Source organism: Pseudomonas lini (genome assembly GCF_030812475.1).
In the GTDB taxonomy this organism is placed as follows: domain Bacteria; phylum Pseudomonadota; class Gammaproteobacteria; order Pseudomonadales; family Pseudomonadaceae; genus Aquipseudomonas; species Aquipseudomonas lini_A.
The window spans coordinates 45,150-62,894 of sequence record NZ_JAUSSR010000021.1; the positions used below are offsets into that span (position 1 = coordinate 45,150).

The window sequence follows — 17,745 nt, forward strand, 5'->3', positions numbered from 1 at the left end:
CGACAAGCCGCTCCTACAGGGGATTTACATCCCGAATCAGGCGCCACGCCTCGTCCACCGGCAGTGGTTGCTTCATCCTCTCGGCGAGCATCGCCATCGCCCGTTCTTCATCGCAGGCGACAGCGGCCGCCACCACACCGTTCTTGCAGAACAGGCCGATAAAGGGCGGATGATACGGGTCGCCCTTGAATTCGACTTCGTCCCACGCCTCGGCATGGCCCAGGTAGTCGTAGTTCTTGCCGAAGTGCCAGGTCCAGAAAAACGGCACGTCCAGGTAATGCTCGTCACCGCCGAGCATGTTCGCCGCCGCGATCCGCGCCTGTTGCTGTGCCAGGCGCCAATGCTCGATGCGCTGGGGCTGGCCATTGAGCGGGAAGGTTGCGATATCGCCGGCGGCCCAGAGCCCATCGGTTACGCGCATGCCGCCGTCGACCGTCAGTGACTGGTCTTTTTCCTTGGGCAGATCGGCAAACGGCGCGGTTGCCGGGGTAACGCCAATGCCGACCAGCACCAGGTCCGCAGGCAAACGTTGACCATTGTCCAGTTTCACCGCTTCGACCTTGTCGGTGCCTTCAATCTGCGCGGCTTCGCCATCGGTGTGGAAGACCACGCCGTGGGCCACATGCCGGGCACGAATGGCCTTAGCGACCGTATCGCCGAATTGCTTGACGAAAGGTACGGCGTGGCGGGCCAGAACGGTGACGTCCAGACCGTATTCGCGCAGGGCCGATGCAGACTCCAGGGCAATGAAACTGTCGCCGATGATCACCGCGCGCTGGCCAGGTTTCGCAGCGGCCAGTATCCGCTGCGCCTGATCTTTCGAGCGCAGCACGAAGACCTGGGGCAAGTCGGCACCGTGTAGTTTCAGCGGGTTAGGCGTACCGCCGGTGGCGAGCAGGGCAGCGTCATACGCCAGCGACTGACCGTCTGCCAGTCGCAGGGTTTTATTCGCCGCATCCAGGCTGGCCACTTCACCCTTGATTCGCTCGATCCGCTGCTCGTGGTAGAAGCCTTCATCGCGTAGCGGTGGGACTTCTTCCGGCGGCATCTCACCGGCGATCACGAATTTGCTCAGCACCGTGCGGTCGTAGCCGGCCTCGGCTTCGCGGTCGATCAGCAGCACGCGCCCGCCGAAGCCTTTTTCCCGTAGCGCCGCCGCAGCCGCCGTACCTGCGGCACCGGCACCGACGATCACGAACGTGCGCTCATCGTCAGCCGGCGGTGTGCTGCCGGCAGGCAGTGGCCGGTCGTCGACCCAGACCTCGCCATCGCGCAATTCAAGCGGGTAGCGCCTGAGGCTATCCAGAGACGGCGGTTCACACAGCGCCCCGTCTTCGATCCGGTAAGCGGCCTTGTGCCAAGGGCAGATCAGGCGCCCATTGCACAGCGCGCCCTCGGCCAGGGGTGCCCCGGCGTGGGGGCATTCACCCTGATAGGCGCGCAATTGATCGCCGACTCGCAGCAAGACGATTTTAGTGTCCGCGATCCGGACTTCCAGGCCACGGTTCTCGGGCACATCGGCGAAACGGGCGACGCGGTGCAGGGCCATGATCGCTTTCCTGACGGACGTTTCAGGTAAGAGTCCGGGGTTTCTCCCGAGGTTCAGCCAATTCCCGCTGCCACGGCACGAACGGTCCGGCTATAGTTTGCACGCCGACCACGGCTCCACCCGCACAAGGTGCTCCGGTATGACCCGATTGACCTCCCTGAACCCTTGGCTGGCGGCCGTTGCAGTCGCCCTTTGCGTGCAGTTTCCGGCGCAGGCCCAGGAGCGCTTCACCCTCAGCATTCCCGGTGTGTCGGACAATCGCCTGTTCACCTCGGCAGCCGCCAGCGATGCGGCCGGTTGTGGCGGCAAGAACCAGTCCCCGGCCCTGAGCTGGAATGCCGGCCCCCCGGGCACCTTGAGCTACGCCATCGTCATGCACGATCCCGACGGCCAGAAAGGCCTGGGGGTCGACCACTGGATTCACTATGGCATCAAGGCCACGACCCACCAGATTCCGGCCGGTGTCGGCGCCAAATCCGCCCTCGAAGGCGTGGGCGGCAGCAACAGCAAAGGCACGACCGGCTATGTGGGTCCCTGCCCACCGGTCGGCGACAGCTCCCACCACTACATCATCCAGCTCTATGCCCTGGACCTTGCACCAGACGCCTTGCCCGCCGGCCTGAACCGCGCGCAGCTGATGGACAAGATCAAAGGTCATGTGTTGAAAAACAGCAGTGTGGTGCGGCGCTATCACCGCTGAAGTTTTTTCACTTCGGTTTAACCCGAACCGGCCGGGCTGCCCGTCTCAGAGGATGAATGGATCAATTTCCTCCTGAGGTCAGCCCCCATGTCCCTCCCTCTGCATTTCCTCCGCCCGGCCGCCCAGGGTTTCACCGTCGGGTTGTTGCTGGCCATGGCCGGTTGCGGTGTTTCGTCCACGCCTGAATCCGCTTCGGTGTCGCCACCGGCTCAAGGTGCGCTGAAGACAGAGGCGCTGGTGCATAGCGAGGCAATCATGGCGGATGCCACGATGGCCAAGCGCAGCGTGCGAGCGGCACCGATGGCGGGTTATGCGCCGATGCCTGAATCGGCTCCGGCAGGTTATCGGGACGAGCAGCGTGAACAGTATCAAGCGCTGGCCGACAACCCGATCCATAGCGTGACCGAATCGCCGGTGTCGACGTTCAGCGCCGACGTCGACACCGGCGGCTATGCCAACGTCCGCCGCCTGCTCAATCAAGGACGATTGCCTCCCGAAGGCGCGGTACGCCTGGAGGAAATGGTCAATTACTTTCCCTATGATTACGCCTTGCCCACCGACGGCTCGCCCTTCGGTGTGACCACTGAGCTGGCGCCGTCACCGTGGAACCCGCATACCCGATTGCTGCGCATCGGCATCAAGGCCTCGGACCGCGCAGTGGCCGAACTGGCGCCGGCGAACCTGGTGTTTTTGGTGGACGTGTCCGGCTCGATGGACCGTCGCGAAGGTTTGCAGCTGGTCAAAAGCACCCTGAAACTGCTGGTCGATCAATTGCGCGAGCAGGATCGGGTGTCATTGGTGGTCTACGCCGGCGATTCGCGCGTGGTCCTGGAACCGACTTCCGGACGGGAAAAAGCGAAAATTCGTACAGCCATCGATCAATTGACCGCAGGCGGCTCCACCGCGGGAGCGTCGGGGATCGAACTGGCCTATCAAATGGCACAACAGGCGTTTATCCCCAAGGGCATCAACCGCATCCTGTTGGCCACCGACGGCGACTTCAACGTCGGCATCAGCGATTTCGACAACCTCAAGCAAATGGCTGTGGATAAACGCAAGACCGGCGTGTCCCTGACTACCCTGGGGTTTGGTGTGGATAACTACAATGAACACCTGATGGAACAACTGGCCGACGCTGGCGACGGCAATTACGCCTACATCGACAATTTGCGCGAGGCGCGCAAGGTGCTGGTGGATCAACTGGGTTCGACCCTCGCCGTCGTGGCGAAGAATGTGAAGCTGCAAGTGGAGTTCAACCCGGCGCAGGTCAGTGAATATCGGTTGTTGGGGTACGAGAACCGCGCGCTGAAGCGTGAGGATTTCAGCAATGACAAAGTCGATGCGGGTGAAATCGGTGCAGGCCATACCGTGACCGCGTTGTATGAAATTGTCCCCAAGGGGGAGAAGGGCTGGCTGGAGCCATTGCGGTATGGCAAATCCGCGGTTGATGTATCCGTGAACACCGATGAATTGGCGATGTTACGCGTGCGATATCAGTTGCCAGAAGGTGGGAATAGTCGCTTGATCGAGCGACCCATTGTGAGTGGCTCGGAGACCAAAGCCAGTGATGACCTCCGTTTTGCGGCGGCCGTGGCCGCGTTTTCCCAGCAACTCAAGGATGGACGCTACACCGGTAATTTCAGCCTGAAGGACACCGAGGCACTGGCTCGCGGTGCCCGGGGTGATGATCGATTCGGTCTGCGCGCAGAGTTTGTGCAACTGGTGGAGTTGGCGCAGAGCCTGCGAACCTCGACCGCCTCGAATCAGCAGTCCAATGACCAGCGGATAGAGTGAAAGAGGCCAGCGCCGACATGTCCGACCCCCAAATCAGCTCAGCCGCCGGCAGCGACGAATCGCTGCTGGCCCGCTATCGCGCGGGCGAGGGTCCGGCGTTCGAGATCTTGTACGTCCGCCATCGCCAGGGGCTTTATCGCTTCCTGCTCGGCTTGAGCGGCAAATCCGAACTGGCCGAAGAGGTCTATCAGGAAACCTGGCTGAGCCTGATCCGCAGCAGCAGTCAGCCACAAGGCCGGGCGAATTTTCGTACCTGGCTCTACCAGATTGCCCGCAACCGCCTGATCGATCACTGGCGCAAACACGGTATTCACAACCCCTTGCACGACAGCTACGACGAACAGCTCCACGCGCTGAGCGACGAGGCGGCCGATCCCGAGCAACTGCTGAGCCTGAGTCGCGATAACCAGCGTCTCGAAGCCGCCCTGCAAAACCTGCCCGCCGACCAGCGCGAAGTGTTTTTGCTACGAGTCCACGGCGACCTCGACCTGCCGCAGATCGCCACCCTCACCGAAACACCGCTGGAAACCGTCAAGAGCCGCTTGCGCTACGCCCAGCAAAAACTGCGTCGGCTGCTGGCCGAGGAGGTACTGACATGACTGACGCCCGCAAGACGCCGGAAGACGAAGTGCTTCAGCATTATCGTGAACACGGGGCCGGTGAACCACCGGCGCATCTCGACGCTTTTATCCTGGCCACTGCACACAGGGAAATACTCGCGCCGAAGCCGAACCTGTGGCAACGCTGGGTCCAGGCTTGCCAGAAACCTCGTTGGCAGGTCGCCTTTGCCAGCCTGGTCGGCGTGGCCCTGATGCTTGCTTTAGTGCAACGCACGCCGGAACAAATGCCAAGCTACGACTTCGCCCCAGCGCCAAAAATGTCCGCGCCGGCTGCCAAAAAAGAAGCCGCACAAGCCCCACCGGCGGCTGCGCGCTCCCTGGCTGCACCGGCCGGCGCCATGTCCGCGCCAGCACCTGCTGCGCCCATGGCCGATTTCGCCGCCCCTGCGCAAAGTGAATCGATCAGCGCTGAAATGGCCGATGAAGCGAAGGTCAGTAAACGCTTAGCGATTCCGGTGAAAACGCTAGACGAGCAGTTGCATGAAGTTCTTCGCTTGCAACATGCCGGTCAGCAACAGGCCGCCGAGGCGCTGTTGAAAACATTGCACAAGCGTTTCCCTGACGAAAACCTCACTGCCCGGATGAAGGAATTACAGAAAAACTGAGGTACGCAGCGGTCGCCCATTTGGCATAGCCACCCGAAAGCGCGCACTATCGGTCCATAGCCGATGCGTTGGAGGATGCCGTGGCACAAAAAATCGACCGCATCGCCCAAATGCTCAATTGCCCGGTCAAGGGTGAGGAACTGCGGCGAGCAGTGACTGAGAGTCGTAAGGAGTTTCTTCTGGCCAAGCAGGCAGAAGAAGCACCCGAGGAAGAGGTCCTTGATGAGGAATTGATCGAGGACGAAGACGACGATGATGAATACGACGAGTTCGACTGGACCACCGAATGAAAAGCACGCCCTGGCCGCAAACGCCAACTGTCAGGTGAACACCGCCCCCTTGTAGGAGCAAGCTTGCTGGGGATGGACGTCAACGATAACGCGTTCTTTCTGAATAAACGCGTCGCCCTTGAGTCCATCATCGGAACACCGCCAGGAGCAAGTTGCCGAAACGGTGTTCGCAGAGCTTCACGCACTCGTTAATGGCATTGAAGCGGAGTAACGCAGCACTTAGCTACTCTTTCAAATTGCAGATCCCAACAAAAACAGGACCTGCAATTTGAATGGTGGGCTGCCGCTATTCTGTGGCTTGTTCCTTCCGCGACGCGAGTCCTTGCGTCAGCACTTTCACCACATCATCAACCTGGGCAACGGAACGAAAAAACTGCATTGGCAGTTTTTGGATGACCTTGGTCGGCTGCTCATTGACTATAATCCCAAAAATCGAGCACTATAAGGTACTATTTTTCGTACCTTCGGAGCCGTCATGGAGCAATTACTCGCTAGCCGGTCGGTCAGTATTACTGAGCTAAAGCGTAGTCCCAGCACTGTGATCGAGCAGGCAGGCTCAGAGCCTATTGCTGTTCTCAACCACAATCGTCCCGCCGCTTATCTCCTGCCGCAGGCTGCTTATCAAGAATTGCTGGATCGATTACAGGCAGCAGAAATCCGTGAGGCCATTGCTGCCAGTCGCAATGATCCACGTCCGGCCATTGCGGCCGACACGGTGTTTGCTGAGCTCGATGCGCTCATAGATGAGGCCGCAGCTGAGCAAGGTCGTCCATGAGGCAACTGCTTTTCTCCGCACATGCACGAGATGATTTGCAGCAAATCGCGAAATACATCGCCCGGGACAATCCTGGTCGCGCCAGGTCGTTCGTTGGTGAATTGCGAGCGCAATGTTTACGGCTGATTACGCAACCGCTGCTTGGGAGCCCGCGTCAAAGCGTCAGTCACCCTGCTGGAGGTCGTGCTAAATGAATCCTTGTTTTAAAGGTGGTCTTTGTAAGCTTATGGGGCATGATGGGCCGCAGTGCTTTACCTGATGTCCAACGCCGATGAGTGCCCTATCTTGTGTCAGTGATTCCCCTATTGGTCTGTGACGACTCCAACATGGCCCGTAAGCAGGTGGTACGGGCACTACCGGCGGACTGGCCGGTTTCAGTCACCGAGGCGGGTAATGGTCGCGAGGCAATGGAGGCCATACGCCGGGGTTTGGGGCAGGTGGTGCTGCTCGACCTGACCATGCCGGAGATGGATGGTTATCAGGTATTGAGCGCGTTGCGCGCCGAAGGATTGAAGGCGCAAGTCATCGTGATTTCCGGTGACATTCAGGAAGAGGCGGTGCGGCGCGTGCATGAGCTGGGCGCGCGGGCGTTTCTGAAAAAGCCTTTCGACGAAAACCAGCTGCGCCAGACGCTCAGTCAGTTGGGGCTACTGACGAAACCCGGCCAGGCGTCGTTGGGGAGTCATCCGGCAGCGAACACGGTCATCAGTTTTCACGATGCGTTCCGCGAAACGGTCAATGTTGCCATCGGTCGGGCGGCTGCGCTGATCGCCCAGGTGTTGGGCGTCTTTGTGCAATTGCCGGTACCGAACGTGAACATCCTCGAAGTCGGCGAGTTGCACATGGCGCTGACCGATGCGAGCAACAGCAAGCAGCTCACGGCCATCTGCCAGGGCTTTATCGGCAGTGGCATCGCCGGCGAAGCCCTGCTGATCTTTCACGACTCGGAAATCGCCGATATCGCGCAATTGATGCAGCGTCAGAGCACCGATTATTCGGACCTGGAAATGCTGCTGGACCTCTCCAGCGTGCTGATCGGTGCTTGTTTGAGCAGCATTGCCGAACAGATCGATGTGGTGTTCTCGCAAGGCCACCCGCAGATCCTCGGCCAGCACGCGGCCATCGATGAGCTGATCCGGGTCAACAGCAAGCGCTGGAAAAAGACCCTGGCGGTGGAAATCAGCTACAGCCTGGAAGGGCACGATATTCGTTTCGACCTATTGTTGCTGTTCACGGAAGACTCCATCGAGCGGTTGACCCACAAACTCGCCTACTTGATGAACTGAGCCATGAACCAACCTATCGATCTGAACGAGTTTCACTGGTTGCTGGCGATCGTCCAGAGCATTGACGTCGGTGTGGTGGTGCTCGACCGCGACTACCGCGTGCAGGTCTGGAATACCTTCATGGAGAACCGATCCGGGGTGCAGCCCAAGGACGCCCACAATCAGGATTTCTTCAGTCTGTTTCCCGAAATCGACCGCCAATGGTTCAGCCGCAAGGTGGAAAGCGTCGCGGCCCTGGGCACGCCAGCGTTCACTGTCTGGGAGCAGCGCCCGTATCTGGTGCGGTTCAAGAACTACCAGCCGATCACCGGCCAGGAAGAAGAGTTCATGTACCAGAACACCACGCTGTTACCGCTGCGCTCCACCGACAGCAAAATCAACCATATCTGCCTGGTGATCTATGACGTCACCGACGTCGCCACCAACCGGCATCAGCTCCAGGCCGCCAATGCACAATTGCAGCAACTCTCCAGAACAGATCGGCTGACGGGCTTGTACAACCGCGGTTATTGGGAAGAAAGCCTGAGAGTCGCCTATGCCCGGCACCAGCGTTATGGCAATGCCACCAGCCTGGTGATGCTGGATATCGACCACTTCAAGCAGGTCAACGACACCTACGGTCACCAGGCGGGTGACAAGGTCATCGAGCAAGTCGCCAGGCTCATCCACGAGCATGAGCGCGAAACCGATGTGGCCGGGCGCTATGGCGGTGAAGAGTTCGGCGTGGTGCTTTCGGACACTGACAAGATCGGTGGAAGGGTTTTCGCCGAACGTCTGCGCAAGGCAGTCGAAGGGCTGGAAGTGCTGCACAACGGCCAGAGCATCCGTTTCACCATCAGCCTGGGGGTGGCCGACCTGAGCCAGCCCTCGATCAACTACGCCGACCTGATCGCCTGGGCAGACCATGCGCTGTTTGCGTCGAAGAAGGCCGGGCGCAATCGGGTGACGGTGTATGACCACAAAAAAGCCCCAGACCCTACGGTCTGAGGCTTTCTCGTTTCTTACTAAATGGTGCCCAGGCGTCGTTTGAACTGAGCTCTGCGGGCCCCGTTATATAAGGGTTTGGTTGGTGGTGTTTCGGTTAGGCATACACGTGGGCATACACGGTCCCGGCTACTGCTAGGCTATCGCCCTGAAAATTTACCCTGTGCAAGACCTAGCACTGGTAGCGATCTTTGATGGCTCTGTCGAAAAACGACCCTTTAGAGCCTGCCGCCATCAAACCCTGATGTACGTCCGATGGCACGCGGCAGAAGTCGTAAGTGCGCCCTTGTTTGAACGTGATTTTCATTCGGCCTGTGATGGCGTCGTAGCCCACAGCTGTGATTGCCGACGAGATGACACGAACCATATCCATAGCGCTTTCCCTAACCCTGACAGCCAACCGACTTGGTAGCTTGGCTTCTGATACTAGCCGATGACTGGTACCTCGACGCCTTGCTGATAGCGAAAGCGCAACGTCCCGTCACCAAGCCTGGAAAACTGCCGGGGACCCTGAGACTTTCCTCTCGGTACGGGGTCGGAAACCCGCGTGACTGAGTTAGTGGGAGGTTCTGAGAGTTACTGAAATTTCAGTCGTTGAAATTGAAGGATCTGATCAAAAAAGGGCCATCCTTACCGCATCGGTAACGATGGCCCTTTGTGTTGCTGATAACGCACGCATGGCGTTCGTCAACCGAGTCAACTCCGTCAACCTGTCAACCAACTTCAAAAATCCAGCCGCTAACACGGACGCGCGGGTTTTCTGCCCCGTACCAATCGCAATTGCCCAAGGGCCCCAGCGACTACCACCGCCATAGGGCAGATGCACAGGTGAACCGCAGTACACCAAGTTCACCTGTTCACTAAGCTGGGCACCTTTCCGCTAACAAGATCGGGCGGGTTACTCGCCCCGTGTCGAGGGGTATTCCTCAGGGTCCCCGGCGCATTTGGGTGTCTTTTAACCTGAGTTAAACCGTTAACCGATTTTTTTCTCCGGACAGCCACCTGAGCTCGCGGGTTTCCGACCCCGTACCCACCGAAGATCCCCAGGGTCCCAAGCGAAGTCAGTGCGCGGTCGAGTCATAAGACGGCACCTCACAAGCGTGCTGGCGTTCGGCACCCCAGCGCTCGAAACAAAGCCAGTATTGCTTTCGCTGGCGGCGCTCTCAACAATGGGGTGTGGGGCTCGAAAAGACGTGTTACAGGTGTTACAGGTGCTACGCGAGATGCTAACTAATTGAACACATTGGTTTTCTTTGGTGTCACACACCGTTATTCCTTCACGTGCATTGGGTGTTACAAGCCAAATTGGAGTTGCAGCGACGTTTACGAAATTGGGTAAACCGTCAGACCACAATTGGCCAGAAGCATCCGGTCAGTCGTATTCTTCATTGCCCGCTTCAGGGCTGCAGGCCGAAATTTTACCCGCCTTCCGTAAACCCCCTCACGTTGAAAGCGGATACGTATCTCCTTCCCTTGACGTCTGCTGGAGTGCGACAGAGACCTCTCACCTAGGCCCGCATAACGATCCGCTCAATATTCGTGGTCACGGTCTGTGCGAGTCTGGCCGTCTTATTTTGATTGAACCTCATGTTTCTATGTGTCAAAGTCTCATTAAATTATGATCAAACCACGCCATGACCTACGACAACTTTCTTGCTGAGCTGAACAGTGCGGGTCTCAGTGTAAAGCGCTTTGCTGACCTCGTAGGTATGCAGCCCAACTCGGTTTCCAACTATAAGAAGCGGGGTGAAGTTCCCGTACATCTCGCATTGATCGCCAGTCTTCTCGCTGAAATGTCCACACACCATATCGACTACGAGCCCGTCATTGCGCGAGTACAGCCCGTCAAGAAGCGGCCGCGCGGCGCTGCAAGCGGCCGGTTCGCAGGCGACAAGCAGACCTCGTTGGGGTTCCACCAATGACTGAGCATCAGGGCAATTGGGGATCGGTCGGCATTACGGCCCCGATGCAACTGCGGAGGCTCCTCTCATGAACGCGGTCATCGATTCCCGCTGGTCGAAGGCGCTGACGCTCGACCGGCGCCGGGCTCCGGAGTTCTATGCGGCCGGCAGCAAGGTCGCCGCAGGCGCGCATGCCGAGGCGATCCGCTTTGCACTCGATGAATTGGGCTTATCGGCGGTTAGCTGTATCAACGGCGTTCCCACAATCGCCTTTTTGAGCGATCCCCTCGTTTCCATAGAGCGCATCGACGAACTTCATCGGGTTCTGTGGAATCAAGGTTTGATGAGCATGCTGCTCGTCATTCGCAGCGACGAATTGACTGCGTACTCGCTCGTGCAGCGCCCGTTGCATACCGACGAGAACCGGGATAAAGACCCACGCTTAGTCAAGACACTCTCCCTTCTCAGCGATGCCTTAGAGCTGCGCGAGTTACTCGACGCGGCGGAGTCAGGGCGGTTCTGGTACGAGAACGACGGCTATTTCAATCCGGACAACCGGGTTGACAGCGTTCTTCTGGCCAACCTACTGATGGCGTTTCGCAGCCTCAAGGACGAGCTTGGAACAGATGCCTCTCAGGCGCTGCTGATGCAAACCATGTTCGTAGCCTACTTAGAGGATCGTCAGATCATCGGTGAGGTCGTATTTCGTGCCGCGTCACAGGATCGCTTTGGCACTCTGTTGGAGTTGCTCGGGTCCGGAGACCCTGAGCTCTTTGACGTGCTGTTCACATGGCTGCATGGTGCTTTCAACGGCAACCTCTTCAAAGCCCCTTGCGCATTTGAGACCGGAGACGCTCTGCCACCCAAGCTCAAGCCTGAGCATCTAGCCGTGCTCACGCGGTTCCGCTGCGGTCACGAGAACATGGCCACCCGCCAGCTTCGGTTCTGGGGCTACGACTTCCGTTACATGTCGATCGGACTCATTAGCGCGGTTTACGACCGGTTCCTGAAGGAAGAGGCGGACAAAAAGAGCGCAGACGGGGCATTTTATACCCCGATGTTCTTGGCCGATATCGTAGTCAACCAACTGTGGGACGAACTGACCGACGAGCAGAAGACGCATGGCATCTACTGCGATCCGGCCTGCGGATCTGGCATCTTCTTGGTGCGGTTGTTCCAGCGTCTGGTCGAGCACCATTGCCAGGTCAAGAAGAAGCGGCATGCAACGTGGACCGACTTGAAAGACATTGCGAATCGCCTCCATGGAGGAGACATAAACTCTTCCGCAGTGCGTGTCACGGCGTTTTCCCTGTATATCGCTCTCCTCGAACAATCGAGCCCTTCAGACTTGCCCAAACTCATCAAGGCCGGCAAGTTGCTGCCGCCTCTGTATGGGAAGACTCTACTTCCCGGGTCAGACTTCTTCAGCGTCAAGGATGCCCCCCCATTTGACGTGATCATCGGTAATCCACCTTGGAATGGTCGTACCGGACAGCTGACAACAGCACAAAATTGGACCACCTCCAATGGCTACCTCGCGCCCGCCAAAGACATTGCATGGGGATTCGTGTGGAAGGCCCTGGAAGGAATCAAGCCAACAGGCCTAGTGGCATTTCTGTTGCCTGCCATGGGGATTTTGCACAACACCGAGAGCCAAGCCGCGCGCCGGATGTTGCTGCAGCGGTCCAGGATCCGCCGAATTATCAACATGTCTGATCTCTGCTTTCAGCTTTTCGATGGAGCGCAGCGTCCAACCGCTTTCGTGCTGTATGGGCCTCAGAAGCAAGAGCAAGCTCCCTACCGCTTCGAGTACTGGGTCCCCAAGGCTGACCTTAACCTACGACTCAAGCGCCTGGTGACGCTGTCGCGCGCCGATCGTTTGACGTTTCGCGCCGACCTGGTCGCCGAGGATTCCACCGTTTTCAAGCGTCGCTTGTGGACGCGGGCTCCCGAGGAGCGACTGCTGCAATACCTTCGTACGATCCCGCCCATTAGCTCGCTTGTGCAGGAGTTTAAGGCCTTCAAGTGCTCCAAGGTTGAGTTTAACCGGGACGAGCACTGGGTGATCGGGCAGGGCTTTAAGCCAGCGCAAGAGAACCGGCTGGACGATCCTGAGTACCAGACGACCATCGTCGAGATCGTTACTCGGCTGCCTTACCTGGATGCGAGTCAGTTCCAGGCAGTGGCCATACCACGCGTAGAGGCTAGCCCCTGGCATACGTCAGTCGTTCATCGGGCAGGGTTTGACGCCGGATTTTTTGGGCCTCACATCTTGATTCCGCAAGGGGTGGAACGGGCCGTTGGCCGTGTGCGGGCGGCATTCAGCGAACAGGATGTCGTGTTCCGAAGTTCGCTTCAGTCGATCACCGTGCCGCCTGGACAGGAACGTAAAGCTAAGGTGCTGACGGCCGTGCTAAACAGTAGTCTGGCGGCCTGGTTTTATTTCCACGACACGTCATACCTAGGAGCCGATCGGGCCAAAGTACCCCAAGGTGAATTGCTGAGGCTGCCGTTCGACGATCCTGAGAATATGCCGGATCCTGCGAAGGCGTTCAAAGCGGAAAAGAAGTTGGTGGCACTGATTGACAGCGAGCTTGCGACCGCGAAGAAGCTGCTTGCCTCGCAGCACGATGTGTTGGGCGCCATCGACCGTCTGGTATTCGAGTATTACGGACTCGATGCCGGTGACGTGGCCATCATCGAGGACACGGTTCAGCATGTCATCCCAGCCATGCAGCCCAGACGCAACTCCGGCTTGCAGTCCATTTGGGCGCAGGCCAATTCAAGTCAGCGGGCGACCTACGCCTCCATGCTGTGCAACGCCCTCTCTCCGTACTTTCGCCTGCCCGTCAAAGCTTCGTTGGCAGCGCGCTCCTCCGATGTGGCGGTGTTGAAGCTGACAATCGGCGATGAGGCTGCGCCGTACACTGAGGACACATCTGGCGAGTTCAATGACTTCCTCGGGTCGATCGCCGCAAAGCTTCCCATCGATTTGCCTGGCAACGTGCAACTGATACCTGATCTGCGTCTGGTCGTTGGCCGCGACATGTATCTAGTGAAGCCCGCGGCGCTGCGGCACTGGCTTCGATCCACAGCATTGGCCGACGCGGAGCAGATCGCTGCGGAGTTCGTAGCGGCCGCGGCCCGCCATGGGCAGGAGGGGATGAACCATGCTGGCGGGTAGTCCTGATGCTTGGCTTGCTCATTTCCGTGATCTTGGGGAGCAAATGTCCGAAGCGATTGAAGCTGCCTGGCCGATCTGCATTAGACCTTTACAGGCCAAGAAGGACGCGATGACGCATGAGGATCACATTACCGAGCATCTCGTTCAGGCTCTGAGGCGAACGAAGAAAGTGCCGGGTAGAATCACATACCAATATGTCCTACTGGTCGAGGACGCCAACGGCAACGTATCCCTGTCGAGCAGCATCGACTTCGTGTTGACAGTGGGTGACGATGAAGACGTCTACCTAGCTTATGAATGCAAGCGGCTAAACGTATCTTATGCAGACCGCGTACGTAACCTCTGTGTCCCATATGTCGAAGAGGGCATGATGCGTTTTGTCACAGGTCAGTATTCCAATGGCCTTCCGATGGCCATGATGATCGGCTACGTCATGAACGGGGACAGCGGCAGGGCGCGTAGGGGGCTGACCAAAGTCATGAGGTCACGCACAGCTACCCTCGGGCTTACCACGGAAGAGGACCGTCCATCGTTACCGGGGATGCCCACTCGCTTTAGTTCCACGCACACATGCATCCCCGGCCATAGCATGAAGGTAGAGCACCATCTTTTACCTTGGCCATAACAGGTGAACAAAAATCCGGCCGTGAACTGCCAGGCGTCAGACTCGAACGGAGAGCATGTGACGAACATCGCCAAGGCGATCTTGGAAGCCGACGAAAACGCCCTTGATCAGTCCCGCAAGGGCCCCTGTTCGGAGCGTAAGCCTTATATCTGATGCTCGCAGCCAGGACATTGCTTGCTGAGCGTAGGGTAGCTGCTTTGCACCTGTCAGCGTCCGCTAACCAGTCAGCGCTCATTTAACCCCTGATGGTAGGGATGGCCCTGGTGGTCAAAGAGTTTTGTTGCTGTCAGCCAATCCATTAAGGTGTTGATGCCGAAGTCGACTAGGCTGACCAATTCTGATTCGCGAGCGATTTTCGCGATGGCTTTATGCACTGGAAAAGAACTACCGATGGCGATCCTGTGGTCAAGATGCAAGAGCAGCAGTCGTCGGTTGGTAAGCGTGGGCTGTTGACACCAACGTCAACTGTGGCAGAGAATTGCTCTTGAGAGCGCGAAACCGACTGCTTCTAGGTGGCAATAGTCGGCGTTAGGAACCCCGTTGATGACTTAGATATCAGCGCACGGGTGAGACCTCTTCTCCCCCGCTTGAGGGAGCACAATATCAAGCAACACATCCTGAAAAAAGCAGCCGAATGGCTGCTTTTTTCATTTCTGGGATTCGTAGCTCCGATAAACGAGCTCTCCATTGCGATGCTTGTTCAGTGCTTTTTTATCGCAGTTCATGAAGTTCCAAAGCGCTCGACCATGCTCCAAATGGACGATCACCAGCATTTGGTACCTCGCCTGATAGATGCCAATGAAAACGAGTCTTGACGATCCATCATCGTACTTAGTAAGCCAGACTTCTAAAGGTTTTTTCACAGTGTCAACCGCGAATGCTGTGAAACGCTCGCGCGAGTTGGGCCGCTTCTTCACAATGTGCGCGAGACCTTTACGCTGCACCGCAACAGCGCCACAAGGTGTCTCGATCAGCACTGCATCGATACCTTCCTGTAGCCCGAACCCCAAGGCCACCTGGCTCAGCGCGCTTTCCATATCAGGCGCGCCGTCCATTTCGGGAAGGGCGAGAGCCTGCAAACTCACGTCAATGTCACGAATGTCAGGGAGCCCCATCAGTTTCCAGTTTTCCTGACCAAAAATTTTCTTTGCTACTAGCTCGCCCATGGGACCACCTCCTGCAGATCCTAGCGGCTCGCTTCTAAGATCTCGGCTGCGGTAGCAATATCTGCTCGGGCCCCGATATCCATAATGCGGTCACGAAATTTCAGGTAAAGCTCCTCCTGGATAGGATGCTTACCGCTTTTATGCATCAACTCGATAACGACATTTGGGTTCATCAGCAAAATGTAATGGAAGTCTCCCGACACTCCCTTCCTTGTCTGGATGAAACCAAGCTCCTTAAGCCGTTTCATCCGTCGACGCCAGGTATCCACAGTCCGCTCCCCACTGAAGCCGGCCTCTGCTGCAAAAACAATAGGGTTTTGCACCACCACAAGAGGGCTGTCAGGTGCACGGCACCACAGCGCAAAATATGCGTGCCCCGCAGGTTGTCCTTTGGAAAGGTTATCGATCACCTCCATGGCAATCGGAAGCGTGCGTGGGATAGTGCTGAACCCCTTGTTCTTTTGACGGAGCCACAACTGCTCGGTCGGCACATCAGGGAAATACTCTTTAAGCTGCTCTGCTGCGCGCTCCGCCATTCCATTTTTTCTAGCAGTATTTTGCTTGTCTGTCAGAGACTTGCCATCAATCTTCGACTCGCTAGAAGGTGCTTTTGCCGATGCCTTTGCTTTAGGTGTCGGGGCTTTTTTCGTTGCTCCGGCTTTAGTTTGCTCTTTCATTTTTTGGATCCCCCAATGTTCAATGAGGAACATTCTGGGGTAGCTGGGGCAGCCAAGCAATGAGTGAAGACGCACGGTTTCATGCAAATTGATGATATTTGCCGATCAATACATCATCTTAAATTGATACATATAACTCAATTTATATAGTTTAGTTGCGCGGAATCATGCAAAATAATCAACAAAAAGCCAGGTAAAACAATGGTTTGAGTCGATTTTTTTGTACTCCATGGTTATCCATGTACTCGGTGTGCTCCCGTGTACTCCCTGTGCTCCTTGAGATTGTTAAGAGGATTCCGGGGCTATCCAACGCAGCTTCGCCGCACATCATTTTTAACCGGATGGTCTGTAGAGACGTTCCTTGATGCGTCGCTACGTGGCGACAGCCAGTACCCAGAACTCTTTAGTGCAGCGGAAACTTTGGCAAGCTTCCGCGTTGTTCTACGGCCGTTTTTTTAACTTATGCTTGATTAGTCCCATTTCTGCCTTGATTGCATTGATGGTGAGTTTTTGCATCGCAGTGCTTTTTCCAATTTTGGTATCCGCGATCTTGAGTAGGCCTGTCAGATGGTCTTTTCTCGCTTTAAGTACTTCGGATATGGATGAGCTGTTTTGTGTCGCAGCGTTCATGGCTTTGATCCTTGGCGTGATTTAAACAGCCCGCGAAAGCAGGCTGTTTCAGGGAGTCGGCAGTTACATCGAGAGCAGATCGCGCGTGCGATGCTGGCGGCCACGGTCCGCCAGTTCGCTCCACCTCCAACTGCCGAAGTTTTCACCCTGCTCGGGGATGTCGAGCTTCATTAAAGACACCGGATCGCGGCCTACCAGCCGAGCGGCGGCGTACAGCTTACCGCCTACATCCAGCAGCGTTTGGGCGGCGTCATTCCACGCTTCCTCCAACGCGTTGTGGGCCAGTCGCAAGGCCGTATCCTCAATTTTTTGGTGTTCTGCCTGAGCCTCACTGATGTGCCTGTCCACGATGGCCAGTTCTTGCTCCTAGGCGGTGATGATCAGCAACTGGCGGCGATGTTGTTCGGTCGCCGTCGTGAGGTTTTTCGCGGCTTTCTGCGCGTCGGTGCTAGCGGCTTTTTCGCCCTCGACGTCGCCCCACGCCACGGCCTGTGCGTAAGCGGTAGCCGCCTGAGTCTCAGCCTGCCGTGCGCTGGTAATCTCTTCCTGTGCTTGCTGACGAATTTCCTCCAGGCGAGTGCTCAGGCTTTGCCGTTTATCGTTAAGCTCCAGCTCATCCGCCATCCAGTTCGCCATGTCGGTGATGTAGCCTTCCATCAAGCTTTCTCGGTTGGCCAGCTTCTCTAGGCGGTCCAGCTTTTGGTCCAGCCGGAAAATCTGATGATCGAGCGAATCGATCTTTAATTTTCGACTGCTGATTTCATGCCGGACGTCGCTCTGGCTGCCGTGGTTAATGACGTCTTCGCTGTGAAGCGCAGCCTCAAAAGGTGGCACTTCCTTTTTGATGGCTTCCATTTCAATGACCAATTTGGCGCGTGTGTCTTTCAGTTGTTCAATTCGGTTCATGAGTTTTGTCCTGATAATTTAGTTAGGGTTCGGAGTGGCTGGCGAGGCCCGCT

At 57.2% G+C, this 17,745-nt stretch carries 17 protein-coding genes and 1 pseudogene; 12 read left to right on the top strand and 6 right to left on the bottom strand.

Annotation, left to right across the window (positions count from 1 at the left end; all coding sequences use genetic code 11):
• Positions 1-13 precede the first annotated feature (13 nt).
• Positions 14-1,549 carry an apoptosis inducing factor family protein gene (locus J2W17_RS29165; protein ID WP_307343155.1) on the bottom strand — a complete coding sequence of 512 codons (1,536 nt, stop codon included), beginning with the start codon at positions 1,547-1,549 and terminating at the stop codon, positions 14-16.
• 139 nt (positions 1,550-1,688) lie between these two features.
• Between J2W17_RS29165 and J2W17_RS29170 the strand changes: the two genes are divergently transcribed.
• The 9 genes from J2W17_RS29170 to J2W17_RS29210 all read left to right on the top strand — a co-directional run bounded on the left by J2W17_RS29170 (position 1,689) and on the right by J2W17_RS29210 (position 8,606).
• A complete protein-coding gene (locus J2W17_RS29170; RefSeq protein ID WP_307343157.1) occupies positions 1,689-2,249 on the top strand; it encodes a YbhB/YbcL family Raf kinase inhibitor-like protein in 561 nt (186 codons plus the stop codon).
• A gap of 87 nt (positions 2,250-2,336) precedes the next feature.
• On the top strand, positions 2,337-4,043 hold the full coding sequence (locus J2W17_RS29175; protein ID WP_307343160.1) for a vWA domain-containing protein: 1,707 nt from the start codon (positions 2,337-2,339) through the stop codon (positions 4,041-4,043).
• A 17-nt stretch (positions 4,044-4,060) separates the two neighbouring features.
• Positions 4,061-4,642: an RNA polymerase sigma factor gene (locus J2W17_RS29180; protein ID WP_307343163.1), complete on the top strand. Its 582-nt coding sequence runs from the start codon at positions 4,061-4,063 to the stop codon at positions 4,640-4,642.
• The gene (locus J2W17_RS29185; RefSeq protein WP_307343166.1) at positions 4,639-5,268 is read left to right on the top strand and encodes a hypothetical protein; all 630 of its coding nucleotides are present in this window, start codon (positions 4,639-4,641) and stop codon (positions 5,266-5,268) included. The genes J2W17_RS29180 and J2W17_RS29185 overlap by 4 nt, the downstream gene beginning before the upstream one ends.
• A 56-nt stretch (positions 5,269-5,324) precedes the next feature.
• Positions 5,325-5,558, top strand: coding sequence for a hypothetical protein (locus J2W17_RS29190; protein ID WP_307343270.1), 234 nt, complete (start codon positions 5,325-5,327; stop codon positions 5,556-5,558).
• 475 nt (positions 5,559-6,033) lie between these two features.
• A complete protein-coding gene (locus J2W17_RS29195; protein ID WP_307343169.1) occupies positions 6,034-6,333 on the top strand; it encodes a type II toxin-antitoxin system prevent-host-death family antitoxin in 300 nt (99 codons plus the stop codon).
• Positions 6,330-6,527 carry a type II toxin-antitoxin system RelE/ParE family toxin gene (locus tag J2W17_RS29200; RefSeq protein WP_307343172.1) on the top strand — a complete coding sequence of 66 codons (198 nt, stop codon included), beginning with the start codon at positions 6,330-6,332 and terminating at the stop codon, positions 6,525-6,527. Before J2W17_RS29195 ends, J2W17_RS29200 begins: the two co-directional genes overlap by 4 nt.
• Before the next feature lie 93 nt (positions 6,528-6,620).
• The gene (locus J2W17_RS29205; RefSeq protein ID WP_307343175.1) at positions 6,621-7,619 is read left to right on the top strand and encodes a response regulator; all 999 of its coding nucleotides are present in this window, start codon (positions 6,621-6,623) and stop codon (positions 7,617-7,619) included.
• A 3-nt stretch (positions 7,620-7,622) separates the two neighbouring features.
• Complete coding sequence (locus J2W17_RS29210; protein WP_307343178.1) at positions 7,623-8,606, top strand: sensor domain-containing diguanylate cyclase; 984 nt, start codon at positions 7,623-7,625, stop codon at positions 8,604-8,606.
• Positions 8,607-8,775: 169 nt separating this feature from the next.
• Here the strand turns inward: J2W17_RS29210 and J2W17_RS29215 are convergent, their stop codons facing one another.
• On the bottom strand, positions 8,776-8,976 hold the full coding sequence (locus J2W17_RS29215; RefSeq protein ID WP_307343181.1) for a KTSC domain-containing protein: 201 nt from the start codon (positions 8,974-8,976) through the stop codon (positions 8,776-8,778).
• 1,261 nt (positions 8,977-10,237) lie between these two features.
• On the opposite strand from J2W17_RS29215, the gene J2W17_RS29220 reads away from it, so the two are divergent.
• The 3 genes from J2W17_RS29220 (at position 10,238) to J2W17_RS29230 (ending at position 14,313) form a co-directional block, all read left to right on the top strand.
• Positions 10,238-10,525 (top strand): XRE family transcriptional regulator, encoded by a 288-nt coding sequence (locus J2W17_RS29220; RefSeq protein ID WP_307343184.1) that lies wholly within the window; start codon positions 10,238-10,240, stop codon positions 10,523-10,525.
• A gap of 67 nt (positions 10,526-10,592) precedes the next feature.
• Entirely contained in the window at positions 10,593-13,688 is a 3,096-nt protein-coding gene (locus J2W17_RS29225; protein WP_307343188.1) for an N-6 DNA methylase, read from the top strand.
• Positions 13,675-14,313 (top strand): hypothetical protein, encoded by a 639-nt coding sequence (locus J2W17_RS29230; protein ID WP_307343190.1) that lies wholly within the window; start codon positions 13,675-13,677, stop codon positions 14,311-14,313. Before J2W17_RS29225 ends, J2W17_RS29230 begins: the two co-directional genes overlap by 14 nt.
• Before the next feature lie 647 nt (positions 14,314-14,960).
• Here J2W17_RS29230 and J2W17_RS29235 read toward each other — a convergent pair.
• From J2W17_RS29235 to J2W17_RS29250, 4 genes and pseudogenes are all read right to left on the bottom strand, one after another.
• The gene (locus J2W17_RS29235; RefSeq protein WP_307343193.1) at positions 14,961-15,479 is read right to left on the bottom strand and encodes a PBECR2 nuclease fold domain-containing protein; all 519 of its coding nucleotides are present in this window, start codon (positions 15,477-15,479) and stop codon (positions 14,961-14,963) included.
• Between the two features lie 20 nt (positions 15,480-15,499).
• Positions 15,500-16,156 (bottom strand): hypothetical protein, encoded by a 657-nt coding sequence (locus J2W17_RS29240; protein WP_307343196.1) that lies wholly within the window; start codon positions 16,154-16,156, stop codon positions 15,500-15,502.
• Between the two features lie 441 nt (positions 16,157-16,597).
• Positions 16,598-16,786 carry a hypothetical protein gene (locus tag J2W17_RS29245; protein WP_307343199.1) on the bottom strand — a complete coding sequence of 63 codons (189 nt, stop codon included), beginning with the start codon at positions 16,784-16,786 and terminating at the stop codon, positions 16,598-16,600.
• Positions 16,740-17,692: pseudogene (locus J2W17_RS29250) on the bottom strand (chromosome segregation protein SMC). The gene J2W17_RS29245 and the pseudogene J2W17_RS29250 overlap by 47 nt, the downstream one beginning before the upstream one ends.
• Positions 17,693-17,745: the final 53 nt, after the last annotated feature.

What these genes read in the sequence shown, in the direction of transcription:
- J2W17_RS29240 (WP_307343196.1), bottom strand. Translation starts at nt 16,156, where the DNA reads ATGAAAGAGCAAACTAAAGCCGGAGCAACGAAAAAAGCCCCGACACCT.
- J2W17_RS29220 (WP_307343184.1), top strand. Translation starts at nt 10,238, where the DNA reads ATGACCTACGACAACTTTCTTGCTGAGCTGAACAGTGCGGGTCTCAGT.
- J2W17_RS29210 (WP_307343178.1), top strand. Translation starts at nt 7,623, where the DNA reads ATGAACCAACCTATCGATCTGAACGAGTTTCACTGGTTGCTGGCGATC.
- J2W17_RS29170 (WP_307343157.1), top strand. Translation starts at nt 1,689, where the DNA reads ATGACCCGATTGACCTCCCTGAACCCTTGGCTGGCGGCCGTTGCAGTC.
- J2W17_RS29225 (WP_307343188.1), top strand. Translation starts at nt 10,593, where the DNA reads ATGAACGCGGTCATCGATTCCCGCTGGTCGAAGGCGCTGACGCTCGAC.
- J2W17_RS29215 (WP_307343181.1), bottom strand. Translation starts at nt 8,976, where the DNA reads ATGGATATGGTTCGTGTCATCTCGTCGGCAATCACAGCTGTGGGCTAC.
- J2W17_RS29235 (WP_307343193.1), bottom strand. Translation starts at nt 15,479, where the DNA reads ATGGGCGAGCTAGTAGCAAAGAAAATTTTTGGTCAGGAAAACTGGAAA.
- J2W17_RS29185 (WP_307343166.1), top strand. Translation starts at nt 4,639, where the DNA reads ATGACTGACGCCCGCAAGACGCCGGAAGACGAAGTGCTTCAGCATTAT.
- J2W17_RS29175 (WP_307343160.1), top strand. Translation starts at nt 2,337, where the DNA reads ATGTCCCTCCCTCTGCATTTCCTCCGCCCGGCCGCCCAGGGTTTCACC.
- J2W17_RS29200 (WP_307343172.1), top strand. Translation starts at nt 6,330, where the DNA reads ATGAGGCAACTGCTTTTCTCCGCACATGCACGAGATGATTTGCAGCAA.
- J2W17_RS29245 (WP_307343199.1), bottom strand. Translation starts at nt 16,786, where the DNA reads ATGAACGCTGCGACACAAAACAGCTCATCCATATCCGAAGTACTTAAA.
- J2W17_RS29180 (WP_307343163.1), top strand. Translation starts at nt 4,061, where the DNA reads ATGTCCGACCCCCAAATCAGCTCAGCCGCCGGCAGCGACGAATCGCTG.
- J2W17_RS29165 (WP_307343155.1), bottom strand. Translation starts at nt 1,549, where the DNA reads ATGGCCCTGCACCGCGTCGCCCGTTTCGCCGATGTGCCCGAGAACCGT.
- J2W17_RS29195 (WP_307343169.1), top strand. Translation starts at nt 6,034, where the DNA reads ATGGAGCAATTACTCGCTAGCCGGTCGGTCAGTATTACTGAGCTAAAG.
- J2W17_RS29230 (WP_307343190.1), top strand. Translation starts at nt 13,675, where the DNA reads ATGCTGGCGGGTAGTCCTGATGCTTGGCTTGCTCATTTCCGTGATCTT.